This window comes from Flavobacterium aquicola (genome assembly GCF_003385115.1).
In the GTDB taxonomy this organism is placed as follows: Bacteria; Bacteroidota; Bacteroidia; order Flavobacteriales; family Flavobacteriaceae; genus Flavobacterium; species Flavobacterium aquicola.
In genome coordinates this window covers 295,823-311,617 of sequence record NZ_QUNI01000003.1, presented here as the reverse complement: position 1 = coordinate 311,617, position 15,795 = coordinate 295,823, and the positions used below count along the sequence as shown (strand labels likewise).

General features: G+C 34.7%; 8 protein-coding genes. 4 read left to right on the top strand and 4 right to left on the bottom strand.

Annotated features, from left to right (window positions below; translation table 11 throughout):
* The first annotated feature begins 57 nt into the window (after nucleotides 1-57).
* Nucleotides 58-3,009, top strand: coding sequence for a T9SS type B sorting domain-containing protein (locus tag C8P67_RS06485; RefSeq protein ID WP_115811559.1), 2,952 nt, complete (start codon nucleotides 58-60; stop codon nucleotides 3,007-3,009).
* Here the strand turns inward: C8P67_RS06485 and folK are convergent, their stop codons facing one another.
* Entirely contained in the window at nucleotides 3,010-4,146 is a 1,137-nt protein-coding gene (gene folK, locus C8P67_RS06480) for a 2-amino-4-hydroxy-6-hydroxymethyldihydropteridine diphosphokinase (protein ID WP_115811557.1), read from the bottom strand.
* Nucleotides 4,147-4,272: 126 nt separating this feature from the next.
* Here folK and sppA point away from each other — a divergent pair, with 126 nt between their 5' ends.
* Nucleotides 4,273-6,030 carry a signal peptide peptidase SppA gene (gene sppA, locus C8P67_RS06475; protein ID WP_115811555.1) on the top strand — a complete coding sequence of 586 codons (1,758 nt, stop codon included), beginning with the start codon at nucleotides 4,273-4,275 and terminating at the stop codon, nucleotides 6,028-6,030.
* A gap of 132 nt (nucleotides 6,031-6,162) precedes the next feature.
* On the top strand, nucleotides 6,163-8,787 hold the full coding sequence (locus C8P67_RS06470; protein WP_115811553.1) for an AsmA-like C-terminal region-containing protein: 2,625 nt from the start codon (nucleotides 6,163-6,165) through the stop codon (nucleotides 8,785-8,787).
* A 315-nt stretch (nucleotides 8,788-9,102) separates the two neighbouring features.
* On the opposite strand, the gene C8P67_RS06465 is transcribed toward C8P67_RS06470, so the two are convergent.
* The 3 genes from C8P67_RS06465 to C8P67_RS06455 form a co-directional block, all read right to left on the bottom strand.
* Entirely contained in the window at nucleotides 9,103-9,525 is a 423-nt protein-coding gene (locus C8P67_RS06465; RefSeq protein ID WP_115811551.1) for a VOC family protein, read from the bottom strand.
* Between the two features lie 81 nt (nucleotides 9,526-9,606).
* Nucleotides 9,607-12,903: a T9SS type B sorting domain-containing protein gene (locus tag C8P67_RS06460; protein WP_115811965.1), complete on the bottom strand. Its 3,297-nt coding sequence runs from the start codon at nucleotides 12,901-12,903 to the stop codon at nucleotides 9,607-9,609.
* 324 nt (nucleotides 12,904-13,227) lie between these two features.
* Nucleotides 13,228-14,022 (bottom strand): DUF2797 domain-containing protein, encoded by a 795-nt coding sequence (locus C8P67_RS06455; RefSeq protein WP_115811549.1) that lies wholly within the window; start codon nucleotides 14,020-14,022, stop codon nucleotides 13,228-13,230.
* 223 nt (nucleotides 14,023-14,245) lie between these two features.
* Here C8P67_RS06455 and C8P67_RS06450 point away from each other — a divergent pair, with 223 nt between their 5' ends.
* The gene (locus C8P67_RS06450; RefSeq protein ID WP_115811547.1) at nucleotides 14,246-15,772 is read left to right on the top strand and encodes a GH3 auxin-responsive promoter family protein; all 1,527 of its coding nucleotides are present in this window, start codon (nucleotides 14,246-14,248) and stop codon (nucleotides 15,770-15,772) included.
* The last annotated feature ends 23 nt before the right edge of the window (nucleotides 15,773-15,795 follow it).

Here is a 15,795-nt window from a genome sequence, read left to right as displayed (position 1 = left end):
TTATTTTGCGTGACTCTTAATTATTCTATTAAAGAGTTACGAAAACTTCGCATTGTTATGAAAAAATTGGCACTATTATTTTTACTGTTTTCAAATTTTTTTGGATTTGCTCAAGATACCTCAATTCCTGATTCAAATTTTGAAAAAGCTTTGATCGATTTAGGAATTGATACAGACGGATTAAACGGAAAAGTACTCACATCAAAAATCAGTAATTTAACTACTTTAAATGTTTCAAATAGCAGCATTATTAGTTTATCTGGGATTGAGGATTTTGTTGCTTTGAACATCTTATATTGTTCATCAAATCAATTAACAACATTAGATATTAGTAAAAATACATCTTTAAAAATACTATATTGTGATTTAAATCAATTAACAACATTAGATACAAGTAGCAACACAGCATTGTTTACACTTCATTGTGAGTCCAATCGACTAACGACATTAAATCTAAGTAAAAACGCAGAATTAACAGATTTGATTTGTTCTTCAAATCAATTAACATCACTAGATATTGCTAATCAAAAAAAATTATGGTACTTGGGCTGTTCTTCAAATAGATTAACATCATTAGATATTAGTAATAACACAGTATTATGGTCATTATCTTGTGATTCAAATAAACTGACCACATTAGATATAAGAGTAAATACAGAATTAGAGGCTTTATATTGTTTTTCAAATCAATTAACCTCATTAGATATAAATAATCAAATAAAATTGAAGTATTTTGATTGCTCTTCTAATCAATTGACATCACTTGATGTAAGTAAAAATAAGGTTTTATGGAATTTTTCCTGCGCTTCAAATCAGTTGAGTTATTTAAATATAAAGAATGGTAATAATTCAAGTTTTAATACTATCTCCTTTTTAAGCAACCCAAAACTTACTTGTATCCTAGTTGATAATGCTACATATTCTAATACGAAATGGGTTGATAAAAAAGATGCTTCAGCTATTTATTCTGAAAATTGTAGTACTACAACGCCGGCAGCTAGTAACATTGCTCCCATACTTACTGCAACAGGAAATCAATCTTATTGTCCTTTGACTTATTCTAATATAGTAAGCACCATTACTATAACTGACCCAGATGACTCCAGTACTGATGCTATTTATATTCAAATTTCATCTGGCTATATAAAGGGAGAGGATCAATTAACGTTAAACAATCCTTTATCCCATCCTGCAATTCAAAGCACTTGGAATGCAAACGAAGGCAAATTAACATTAAAAAGCCCGACAGGCTTACCTGTAACGTATATCGATTTTGAAAAAGCAATAAAAGACGTTCAATTTAACAATTCATCAGTTTCACCTAGTGGAATTCGAAACTTTTCAATCAGTATTGGGCAAGCTAATTTTTTACCTCGAAACGGTCATTATTACGAATATGTACCTAACTTAGGAATCTCATGGACTGATGCAAGAGCTGCAGCAGATTTAAAAACCTACTACGGACTAAAAGGCTACTTAGCTACCATTACAGCAGCAGATGAAGCACAACTGGCAGGAAAACAAGCTCCAGGAGCAGGATGGATAGGCGGTTCTGATTCTCAAGTTGAAGGAACATGGAAATGGATGACAGGTCCAGAAGCTGGCACTATATTCTGGAATGGTCTTGCAAATGGTTCAAGCCCAAATTTCGCTTTTTGGAATAGCGGTGAGCCGAATCAGTCAGGTGATGAAGACTATGCACATATTACTGCCCCAGGAATTGGAGTTGCAGGATCATGGAATGATTTGGCCGATTCAGGGTCTCCGAGTGGAGATTATCAGCCAAAAGGTTATATTGTTGAATATGGCGGAACAGCGGGCGATCCTGTTTTAAAGCTTTCTGCCAGTACTACACTGACAATTATAGAAATAACAAGCACTACCCCTTCCTCAAGATGTGATGCAGGAACTGTTACACTGCAGGCAAAGACTTCAAATGGAACAGTTAATTGGTATGATGCTGAAACAGCAGGCAATTTACAAGGAAGCGGAACCAGTTTTACAACCCCAACATTGACAGCAACTACATCCTATTATGTTGATGCTGGCTGTCCTAATTCAAGAAAGGAAGTAATTGCAACCGTAAAAACAACACCATCCATTACAATAACCAACACACCTGCCACAAGATGCGGACAAGGAACAGTCACTTTATCGGCTACAGCTACGGCTGGAACAATAAACTGGTATTCACAAAATGGCGGGTCCATTGTTGGAAATGGTTCATCTTATACAACTCCAGCTATTACTGCCAACACAACCTATTACGCCGAAGCTGTTGATAACGGCTGTATTAATAGCACGAAGACTCCAGTTGACATAATTATTTATCCGCTTCCTGCTGTAAGTGACCAGACTCGCGAAAAATGTGTGTCGCAAACCATTACTTTAGATGCCGGCATTCCAGACATGACATATATTTGGTCAACTGGAGCTATAACACAAACTATTGACGTTACAAACAAAGGCATTTACACAGTAGCTGTAACAAGCCCTGCTCCCGAAAACTGCACAAGTAAAAAAACAGTTAATGTTGTAGAAAATATCAAACCTGAAATAAAAAACATAAAAGTTGACGAAACAACCGTTATAATTGAGCTGGTAAAAAGCGAAGATTATTTTGAATTCTCAATAGACGGAATAAATTTTCAAAGCTCTAATGTGTTCACGAATGTGCCAAGCGGACTACAGACAGCATATGTTAGAGAAATTAATTTATGCAGCACTGATCAAAAAACATTTATAGTAATTGTTATTCCTAAATTTTTCACGCCAAATAACGATGGATATAATGATTTTTGGCAAATAAAAGGAATGGTAGATTATCCATCTGGAGAAGTAACTGTTTTTGACCGCTACGGAAAATTAATCACACGCCTTAATAGCTCTAACCGAGGATGGGATGGCAGTTTTAACAAAAGCCCGCTGCCTGCATCCGATTATTGGTATGTGCTAAAATTAGACAAAGATATTCCAGAATTAAAAGGTCATTTTTCTTTGAAGAGATAATTACAGATTACTCTTCTCCTGAATTTTACTTAGTATAAAAATATAATCTTCCTGATTGCTTACAAAATCACGGTCGGAAACATCAACTACCAAAACATTCAAATCTGTCTGGGTCTTGATGTATTCTAAGTAGCCTTTATTTATTTTATCTAAATATTCGGCGGTAATATGCTGTTCATAGCTTCTGCCGCGATTTTTTATATTTTGCAGTAAGCGGTCGGTATTTTGATACAGATAAATATACAAATCAGGTTTAGGCATTTCTTTATAAATGATATCGAAAAGGGTTCGGTACAACCTAAATTCATCAGCTTCTAACGTGATTTTAGAAAACAACAGCGATTTAAAAATATGATAATCGGCAATAATAAAATCTTTAAACAAATCAAACTGCGATAAATCATCAGACAGCTGCTGATATCTGTCAGCCAAAAAAGACATTTCTAACGAAAAAGCATACCGGCTTTGATCTTCATAGAATTTGGGTAAAAAAGGATTGTCTGCAAAACGCTCCAAAACTGTTTTAGCATTAAAATCCTGAGCCATTTTTAGTGCCAATGTCGATTTTCCAGCACCAATATTTCCTTCAATGGCAATGTAATTATATTGATTTAACCGAATTGAATTCAAAGGGTTTTCCAATTCTTGCACTATTTCGCAAACGCTGTCATCAGGAGTTATCTGAATTAATTCTGGAATCGTTTTTTTCAAAATAGGATGAATCCAGTCTAACTTTAAATCCTGAAAAGGAAGTAAAACAAATTTTCTGTTCTGCATCAAAGGATGCGGAATCTGAAGATACTCAGCATGAATGATTTCAGAATCAAAAGCGATCAGGTCAATATCAATAATTCTGGATTGATAACCTGCATTTTCACTTCGGATTCGGCCTAGCTTTTTTTCAACTGCCAAAACTTCGTCCAAAATCTGTTCCGCTTTTTTAGAAGTATGCAGAACCAAAGCACAATTATAGAACGCCTCACTTTCAAATCCCCAAGAAGGCGTTTCATACAAACTGGACACTTTTATAATAGTTCCGATTTCCTTATGAATTAACTCCAGACACAATTCGATATTTTTCAACCGATCGCCCTGATTACTTCCCAGAGATAAAATGACTTGATGCTGTAGTTCCATATTAAGCGCAAATTAACTAAAAGAATTTTAGAATAACAGTATATTTGCCCTCAGTACTGCAATTTATTTTCGTTACTACCTGTAACAAATCAGCACTTTTAAATACATATCAATAAAATAGAATTTATGAGATTTTTAGGAAATGTAATGGCTACCATCATTGGTATTTTTGTTTTTTTTATGCTGTTTTTCTTTGGCATTGTACTCATTGGTGCGCTTTTTGGAGGCGAAGCCGAAGGGGTCGAAGTTAAAAGCAGCTCGGTTATAGAATTAAACTTAGAAGATATATCCAATGATTATGCCGGAAAATATAAAGACCCGTGGATGGATGTCTTTTCAGAGAAAAAAAACATTGGACTTACCGATATTATCAATGCTATTGCTGTTGCAAAAACTGACAGCGACATCAAAGGAATATCAATTTTAAACCAAAATTCTTCTTTGGGTTTGGCGCAAAGCAAAGAACTTAGAGAAGCATTGGATGATTTTAAAAAATCTGGGAAGTTCGTTATGGCTTACGCCAATGATTATTCACAGAGAGATTATTACTTAAACTCAGTTGCCAATACAATTTATTTAAATCCGGCTGGAGACCTCGATTTCAAAGGATTATCCACCGAAATAATGTTCTTTAAGGATTTACAAGAAAAATCAGGAGTTAAAATGGAAGTTATCCGTCACGGAAAATACAAAAGTGCCGTTGAACCTTTCCTTGAAAATAAAATGAGTGATGCCAATAGAGAGCAGACTACCGCTTTACTAAATTCTGTATGGAGTTCGGTTCTTGCTGATATCTCGACAAGTCGTCATATTTCAGTTGCTAAATTGAATGAAATCGCAACCGGTTTATTAGCCCGCACGCCAGAAATGGCCAAAGCAAATAAACTTATCGATATTGTTGCTTACGAAGATGTATACCATCAGGCAATCAAAAATGTTTTGAAAGTTGCAAAAGACGAAGATTACAATAAAGTTTCTATAACTGATTATGCTCAAAAAGTAGCAACTACTTCAATACTTTCAGAAACAGATAATCAAATTGCTATTATCTACGCTCAAGGCGAAATCCAAGGCGGTGAAGGTGATGTTGACGTAATTGGCGAAGGTTCTATGCGCCGTTCCTTTCAAGAAGCAAGAAAAAACAAAGATATCAAAGCCGTCGTTCTTCGCGTGGACAGCCCTGGAGGAAGTGCTTTGACATCAGATTTAATCTGGAGAGAAATCGAACTAACCAAAAAAATAAAACCAGTTGTGGTTTCGATGGGAAATTACGCAGCTTCAGGCGGATACTATATTGCGTGCAATGCCAACACAATTTTTGCTGAAAAAAACACCATAACAGGTTCTATCGGAGTATTTGGAGTTTTACCAAACTTTAGTCAATTGTCAAGCAAAATCGGAATTAATACTGAGCAGGTAACAACAAATGAAAATGCTAATTACAGTCCGTTTGTTCCTTTGAACGAGAAATATAAAAAAGTAACTTTAGAAGGAATTGAAAGAGTATATAAAACTTTTGTAACACATGTTGCTGAAGGCAGAAAAATGACTTTTGCTCAAGTAGATTCAATCGCACAAGGGCGTGTTTGGACAGGTACTGAAGCAAAGAGAATTGGATTAGTAGATAAAATAGGGAATTTAAATGACGCCTTAAAAGAAGCTGCTTCATTGGCCAAAATAAAAGACTATTCTACTCAAAACTTCCCAGAATACGAAAAAGATTTTGCCGATGTATTTGCTAAACTTCCTTTTGCCAAATCAAAAGAAGCTTTGATTAAAGAAGAAATAGGCGAAGAAAACTATTTCCTTTTACAGCAGGTTAAAAAAGTACAGCTTCAAAAAGGAATCCAAGCCAGAATGCCTTTTGAAATTTCGATACAGTAATTTTGCAAAATAATAAAACCCAAACCCTTTCCGTTTTAAACTGAAAGGGTTTCTTTTTTTATAAATTTTAACAGAACAACTAATTAATAAACACTTATTTTTGTAAACAATAACCCAAATTACTAAACTTATATGCTAAAGAAAATTCTAAAAATCGTTGGAATTGTATTGCTTCTGCTGACAATCTCCCTATTTGCAATTCCTTATTTCTTTAAAGACCAAATAAAAGCCAAAATCACTGAGGCTATAAACGAAAAAGTAGACGCCAAAGTTTCTTTTGCAGATGCTGATTTGAGTTTATTCAAAAATTTCCCGAAGGCTACAGTTGTTTTAGACAAACTGTTAATTATCAACAAAGCTCCTTTTGAAGGAGATACATTGGTTTCTTTGGGCGAACTAAACTTAAAAATGTCTGTAAAAGAATTATTTAAGGGCAAAGAAGAAGCCATGGAAATTGAAGGAATAACTTCGAAAAATGGTTTTATCAATATTATATTCAATAAAGACGGAATTGGAAATTTTGATATTGCATTAAAAGACAACAAACCAAAAGAAGATGATTCAAAAAGTGACCCAATGTCATTGAAAATTCAGAAGTACCAAATTGAGAATTTCAAATTCCAATACTTTGATGAGGGCTCACAGATGCGAATGGTCATTGACAGCTTAAACCATGAAGGAACAGGAGATTTTAGTGGTTCAAAACTGGATTTAGATACGAAGTCGACTGCTAAAGTTTCATTCGACATGGGCAAAATCAATTATATGAAAAATGTTGCTTTGTCATTGGATGCTGTCCTTGGAATCGATTTAGAAAAAAGCAAATACACGTTTAAAGAAAACAAAGCCTTAATCAATCAGCTGCCGTTGGAATTTGACGGTTTTATACAAATGGCCGAAACAGGACAAGTGTATGACCTGAAATTCAAAACACCGACTTCTTCGTTCAAAAACTTCTTGGGACTGATTCCTGCTGCTTATTCTTCTAGTTTAGAAGGCGTGAAAACTACAGGAGATTTTACTGTTAACGGTTTTGCGAAAGGCACACTTACAGACACTACCATTCCGAAATTCAATATTGCAATTGCTTCCAATAACGGATCATTTCAATATCCGAACCTGCCAAAATCGGTGCAAAGTATTGTAATTGATACTAAAATCGTAAATGAAACAGGTATCATGAATGACACTTACGTTAATCTGGACAAGCTTTCATTTAGAATAGACCAAGATGTTTTTGATGCCAAAGCCAATATAAAAAACATCAGTACTAACGCACTTGTTGACGCCGCTTTGAAAGGAACTATAAATTTAGCCAATCTTTCTAAAGCCTATCCGATAAAACTTGAAAAACCGCTTACTGGTATTCTTAAAGCAAACGTAACTACCAAATTTGATATGGCTTCGGTTGAAAAAAGCCAGTACCAAAATATTAACAATGCAGGAACTATCGGCTTGACAGGATTTAATTATGATGATGGAAACGGCAAAAACATGACCATCAGCAATGCTTTGGTACAATTCAATCCAAGTCAGGTTAACCTGAAACAGTTCAATGCTAAAACGGGCAAAAGCGACCTTAGCGTAACTGGTGTTTTAGATAATTTTTATGGTTTTATGTTCAGAAAACAAGAGCTGAAAGGTAATTTCAACTTGTCTTCAAACCAGCTTGCTGTAAGCGATTTCATGGCTACCAGCACTGCGCCAACTACAACAGAAACTAAAGAGCCTGCAAAAACTACGAAAGCTGAACCACTAAAAATACCTGCTTTTTTAAACTGCACGCTTACCGCAAAAGCCAATACAGTTTTGTACGATAACCTGACATTAAAAGCTGTTTCGGGTAAAATGACCATTAAAGATGAAAAAGTTTCCTTGACTGATGTAAAAACATCCATTTTTGGAGGAACAATTGGTGCCAATGGTTCTGTTTCTACCAAAGGAAAAACACCGATTTTTGATATGGATTTAAATTTAAATCAAGTTGATATTCAGCAGAGTTTCACCCAATTGGATATGCTGAAAAAAATAGCTCCAATTGCAGGTGTCGTAAATGGAAAAATAAACACCGCTATCAAGTTAAACGGAAATCTTGATGCTGCTGAAATGACTCCGGATTTGAAAACAATTTCAGGAGATTTGATTGGACAATTGCTTTCAACAACTATAAATTCGAATAATTCGACTCTCTTAAAAGCGTTGACTTCCAATGTTAAATTTGTCGATTTAAACAAAGTAAACCTCAACGACATCAAAGCATATTTGACATTTAAAGACGGTAAGGTAAATGTAAAACCATTCGATATAAAATATCAGGATATAAAAGCGACTGTTGGCGGAAGTCATGGTTTTGATCAAAATATGGATTACAACATCAAGTTTAATGTTCCTGCCAAATATTTGGGCAAAGAAGCCAATGCTTTTATCTCTAAAATGTCTCCTGCCGATGCTGCTAAATTTGAAAACATTCCAGTAACTGCATTGATGACCGGTAATTTCAGCAATCCAAAAATTTCGACAGACATGAAAACGGTTATGACTAACCTGACGAAAGAATTAGCCAAACAGCAATCGGATAAACTGCTGAAAAAAGGAACTTCAGAATTGGATAAGTTATTGAGCAAAAACCAAAAAACGGATACTGACACTACTAAAACTGGTGCTCAAAAAGAAGATATTAAAAAGAAAGCCGGCGATTTACTAAATGGTTTATTTAAAAAGAAAAAACCAGCAGAGCCTACAACTCCTCAAAATTAAATTAGAAAAGCCGTCTCACAACAAAATTGGAGACGGCTTTTTTTTTTGATTCCTGCAAGGTCTTTTTCGAAACCTTGTAGGTTTTTCTATAAAAGCATTTATACTTACAAGCTTGTTCAGAAGAACTAAATAAGGTAAAAAAAATGCCCTGTTTACATAACATTGTCATTCCGAGTAACGAGGAATCTTCGCAAGTAATTCCCTAATCAAAAATACCCAATCTTTATCGAGCTCCTAACGGAGATTCCTCGTTCCTCGGAATGACAAACTGTGCGTACAATTTGGTGAATTCGACGAATTTAATTGTTATCCATTCTATAACTTAACCTCATCAACAGGTTCCCAAAGTTCTATTTTATTCCCTTCGGAGTCCATGATGTGAATGAATTTCCCATAATTGAAGGTTTCCATTTCATCGAGGATGGTCACACCATTGGCTCTTAGATTTTTTACAAGTTCTTCGATATTCTGAACTCTGTAATTAATCATGAATTCCTTTTTGGAAGGAGCGAAATACTCACTTCCGCTCTTGAAGGGACTCCACTGCAGTTGATTCACTTCATCGGGTTTGTTGATATTTCGGGATTCGAAAGTGGAACCCCATTCATTGACATCAAGTCCCAAGTTTTTTGCATACCATTCTCTGGTTTCAGCTGGATTATCAGAGAAAAAGAATATTCCGCCGATTCCTGTTACTTTTGGAGTTGTGTCTTCTGGTTTGTTTTTTGAATCTTCCATAATGTTTGTGTTTTTATATTTTATTCAATTGTCATTTCTTGAATGTGTGTACAATTTATAAATACGCTGTCACACTAACTTTTAACGTTTTAGTGAAAAATGTCCGGAAAAAACTGTCTTATCATCAAGATAAGTCTTAAACCAATAATCATCAGACGGCAATTCTTTTCCATTGTAAAAACCATTCCATCCCGAATCATTAGAAGATAATATCAAAAGTAACTTCCCATATCTATCAAAAATTGATGTTTTAGAACTCGGATATTTTTTTATGCCTTTTATTTGCCAAAAATCATTATAACCATCATTATTTGGAGTAAAGAACTTCGGATAATCAATTATAGTAACTTCTTTAGAATCTTCACCACAACCTTCTTTATCTCTTACAAACACTACATAGTTTCCTCCTTGAATATTGTAAAAATAATTACTATCCTGATAATTTTTACCGTCTATAGAATATTCAAAATCACCATCACCTGCTACAATAATTTCAATAAAATTATTTTCTGACAACTCTTTATATTTTACTTCTGTAATAGCTGGAAGAACTGACCGTATTAATTTAAAATCAAAACTATTTTCACAAGAAATATTATTTTGAAATTTACTAACTGTCAGTATATAATTTCCATCATTAACCAAATCGGCTTCATAAGTATTTGAAATAATGCTCCCATCTTGAAACTTCCAACTATAATTATCTAAATTATTATCAACGTTTACATGTAATGAAGGCTCCAGATCACATAAAATATACGACTTTTCTATTTTTACAGTTGGCAAGTCATTTACAATTATATCGAAACTTGTTTCAGCATTACAAAGACTATTTTTTTCGTTCTCCACCTTTACTTTTATAGTTTGGAATTTTGATTGTGTATTTCTAAATAAAATAGGCAAAGGACTAGATAAATTATTTCCATTACTATCAAAATACATTATTTTCAAACCTAATTGATTCCCTACAATTTCAGTTCCTATATTAGACAAATCGAAACTGGCAAAACCATTACCCTCGTCGCAAGCATATCTATTGGCTGGTTTATTAATTTGGGGTTGTGAAGATGTTTTTAAAACTAACGACGTCTCAGCATAACAATTAGTTAAACTATTTGTTACTCTAACGGCTATTATTTCCTTGTTATTAGTCGAGTTTGTATAGGGATTAGGTAAAGGACTTGGTAATTGATTTCCAATAGCATCAAAATAAGAAACTTTCATTCCGATTTGATTTCCTAAAACAGTCGATTCAATATTTGAAGTATCAAAATATTCTGAAATTCCATCATTATTGTTATCACATCCAAGAAGTTCCAGCAAAGAGTTTGCTGTTGGCAATGGACTTACTATTAATTTAAAAGTTGATTCATTGTAGCAATTTGTATTAGTATTTATGACTTTTACTTTTATTATTTCTTCCTTGACAATTTGATTTGTAATTGCATTTAATGCAGTTTGTATTTTCTGTCCATTTTGATGATAAAATTCCACTTTTATATCTATTGCAGTTCCTACAATTAAAGTTTCTACTGACTTTAAATTAAATTGTCCAAAACCATCTGTATCATTATCACAGACAATTAAATCAGAAACAGCCGATAAGTTTGGCTTTGGATTTACAATTAAATCAAAAGTCGTTTCAGAATAGCAACAAAGGTTATCTTTATGACTAACTCTTACCGTTATTGTTTCTCTGTCTTTAATCGTATTAGTAAAAGGAGTTGGTAATGAAGTATATTTACTGCCCTTTCCATCTATAAAAGTAACATCCTTATCAGTTTGTCCTCCTAAAACCTGCTGTGTAATCGTAGAAACATCAAATGATTTTGAAATCCCTGTACCTGCATCACTTTCACATGCATAGATATTGTTAATACCATAAGCCTTTGGCGGTTCTTTTGCGTCAATTGTTTCTGTTAAAGTTTCAACTGTTCCATCTTTCGCTGTAATTGTAGCCGTAACTGTATATGTTCCATCTGCAGAAAAATCATGAAAGGGAGATAAATCTGTAGATGTATTATTTACTCCCGAAGCTGGGTCTTCAAAATCCCATGCAATTGAAGCTACTTTTGCCTGATCATCAACACTAAATTCCTTTAAAAATTCAGAACAGATATTTGAAAAATTCATTTCAAAATGATTGGAAACATTTTTCACATTTCCTGTTACATTGATATAAAAATTTGCATTAGGATATCCAAAATCAGCAGTAGAAACATATTTATTATCAAAATTGTAACCAGTGCTACGATTAATGGTACAACCTCTTTGCCATGAAACACCATTATCCTGTGCTGAACCAGCTATAAACGCAACTCCATCTCCCCAACCAATTCCTTTAAAAACTTCTACCAGAATTTTTTTGACCCCTGCTGGAACTGTTATTGGTGTAACAAAATCTACCTGTACAACTTGAGATCCATGATCATAACCTATGCTAGTTGGAAGACTGTGGATTTGACTACTTCCTATTAAATCAGTTTGAGAAAAAGAGGCAGGAAAATTGTCATCAATTTTATACACATTAAAACTTACTTCTGAATGAGAGGAACCAGTAGCACTAATTCCAACCTGACCCGATTTAATTACGAATTCTTCATTATCTGATATGCCAAAATCTTTTAATTTAAAATCTCTTGCCCAATATATGTAAGTAGAAGAACATGAATATATACCTGTTTCTGCAACATCATCGCAGACGTTGTGAGAGAGTCTAGTTATTGATCCTGTACTTTTTGGGTTAAATACTTCGCCAGTAACATTAATGTAAAAATTTGCATTTGGAACAGGAATAGGTAAATCTTTAGTAGAAACATAAGTATAACTTGAACCACATCCAGAATACACGGATTCTCCAGTATCTACAGCAGTTCCTGCAACAAGAACTTCTGCAAATGTTGGATCATAATAATCTTTAAATTTCGACACACTTACCAAAATTCTATCTGTACCCGCAGGAACAATTATTGGTGTATCAAATTTTGCCTGAACAATTTCAGGAGCACCATTAATAATTGGAGTTTTTCCGAGACTGCCAGTTCCCAACAACTTTGTATGATATGGAGTAATGGCAAATTCAGGATAATCTACATCAACACTAAAAACCATAACATATAAAGTTGTACTAATAGTAGATTTACTAATTCCTATTTCGCCAGACTTAATGATAAATTGTTCATCTGATTTTATGCCAAAATCTGATAGTTTAAACAATCTTGACCAACCCTCACTGTCATCACATGCCAGCATATCTGTCTTAACCAGTGTTGTTCCAACATTATTACTCAGCGTTATTTGAGCATTTAAGTATTGAAAAGATAAAAAAATCAGAAGTAGAATTGTATTTTTCAATTTATTTTGGAGATGTACTGTCATTCTTTTTATATTAATTCTGCTTTTTTTCAATATGTTTATACACAAAACTTTCTCATATATATCCAAGAAAAATAAATAGTTTCATAAAGTTTTACTTCACATATTACTCCTCAAATATATTAATTTATTCCTACAAATAATCTTGTTTATACCGCTAAACCGCGTGAGGGATAGCAATGAAAAGCCCGCAGACAAGTGTAGCGAGAGCGGAACTTGTCGAGGACTTGTAATGAATAGCCCGACACCCACCAAGAAAAAGGGCTATCACCGCAAAGTAGATAGCCCTTTTTCTTGGTGGGTGGCACGCCCAAATAACAATAATTTTTATACATTAATTGAGACAACATAACCTTCAAAACCACGGACATTGAAAACGGTTCCGTCTTCAAAAATGAGGTACTGCCCTTTGATTCCTGTCAGTTTTCCTGTGAAATGAGGAGTTTTATCCAGACTTAGGCTGGCTATTTTTTTGGGATAATTCAAAACGGGAAAATGCATTTCGTACAAGTCGTTTTTGTCCAAATGATAAAATTCCTGCACTTCGGCTGGAATTAGATTTTCAAGCTTTAATTTTTCGGCAATCAAATCGACAGGTATAACATCATTTTGAAGCATTTTGCGCCAGTTGGTTTTATCGGCATAATGATTTTTTAGAGCTACCTCGGTAATTCCTGCCAAATATCGATTGGGCACTTCGACGATTGAAATCGCCTGAGTCGCCCCCTGATCGATCCATCGCGTAGGCATTTGCGTTTTGCGCGTCACTCCTACTTTGACCTCGCTCGACAAAGCCAAATAAACGATGTGAGGCTGTAACTGCACTTTTTGTTCGTATTCCAAATCACGATCGGCAATACCAAGATGTGCGGTACTCAGCTCAGGTTTCATTATCCAGTCGCCCACAGCCGGACTCGAATAAAAGCAGTCGTAACAGAATCCCTGCCGGAATATTTTTTTCTTTTTATTGCAGTTTAAACATTGGTAGCCTTCAAAATTAATTTCCAGCTCCTTGTTCAACAGCTGATTCATGTTTAAAAAACTGTTTTCGAAAACCAGATAATATTGGATGGGATTTCCAAATTCGGTCTGCATTTTAGAAAGTACTCCTTGGTATGTCATTGGGATTTTAAATTGTTGATTTATGATTGCAAATGCCAGAACTATTCGCTCGAATTTTGAATATTTGATAAAAATCGAATTGTTTTTTACAAAAAAACACTATTTTTGGGACAAGAGCAAAGTTAGCATTTGTCAATCGATATTCAAATTTTAAATTTCTATCTTTTCTTCTTATGGAGAAAATCAGAAATCTAAAATCGTTAATCTAAAATCTAAAAACTCCATGCCTTTATCAATTATAAATTCTATCGCTTCTTGGTTCTTGAAACAAAGAATTCACCAAATTGAGCTTTTCCTGAAGTATCCAAATGAGGTTCAGGAAGAATTACTGATGAATTTAATTCGGTCATCGGAAGAAACGGCTTTTGGGAAACAATACGAGTATTCCTCTATAAAATCATACAAAACTTTTACAGAAAGAGTTCCGATTTCTTCCTACGAAGATTTGGAACCGTTTATAGAACGTACGCGTCAGGGAGAACAAAATGTGCTCTGGAACACTCCCGTAAAATGGTTTGCCAAATCCAGCGGTACTACCAATGCCAAAAGCAAGTTTATCCCCGTAAGTAATGAAGCGCTTGAAGATTGTCATTACAAAGGCAGTAAAGATTTGCTGTGTTTGTATTTGAATAACAATGAAGAATCGGAGATGTTTGTGGGCAAAAGCTTGCGTCTTGGAGGCAGTTCCCAGATTTATGAAAACAACAATACTTTTTTTGGTGATTTGTCGGCAATTTTGATCGAAAACATGCCAATTTGGGCCGAATTCAGCAGTACGCCGAGCAGTAAAATTTCCTTAATGAGCGAATGGGAAACCAAAATGAGCGCTATCATCAAGGAAACCCTAAATGAAAATGTGACGAGTTTCGCTGGTGTTCCTTCTTGGATGCTAGTGCTTATGAATAAAGTATTGGAAGAAACAGGAAAAACAAACCTAATGGAGGTTTGGCCTAACTTGGAAGTCTACTTTCACGGAGGCGTGAGTTTTGATCCGTATCGTGATCAATACCAAAAAATTCTTCCGCAAAGCCAATTCAAATACTACGAAATTTACAATGCTTCCGAAGGCTTTTTTGCCATTCAGGATTTAAATAATTCGAGTGATTTACTGTTAATGCTAGACTACGGAATTTTTTATGAATTTATTCCAATGGACACCTTTGGCACACCAGACCAAAAAGCGATTCGGTTAGCCGATGTTGAATTGTTCAAGAACTATGCTATGGTCATTACAACCAATGGCGGTTTGTGGCGCTATTTAATTGGCGACACTGTACGTTTTACCTCCTTGGATCCTTATCGTGTTCGCGTGACTGGACGTACCAAGCACCACATCAATGTTTTTGGCGAAGAATTAATGGTTGAAAATACGGATCAGGCTATCGCCAAAACCTGCAAAATAACCCAAACCGAGGTAGTTGATTATACCGTTGCACCTATTTTCATGAAAGACAAAGAAAAAGGAGCTCATGAATGGATGATTGAATTCAAGCAGGAACCAAAAGACATCAATGCATTTCAAAAGATTTTAGACGAAACTTTGCAATCTTTAAACTCTGATTATGAAGCCAAACGCTACAACAACATGACACTGAATCCGTTGGTGATTAATGTTGCCAGAGAACGTTTGTTTTATGATTGGCTCAAAGAAAGCAATAAACTGGGAGGCCAACACAAAATCCCCCGCTTATCTAACAAAAGAGACTATCTCGAGCAATTGAAAAAAATGCAGCACTTTGTCAGCTTCTAATGAGAAAACTATTCTTTCTATTA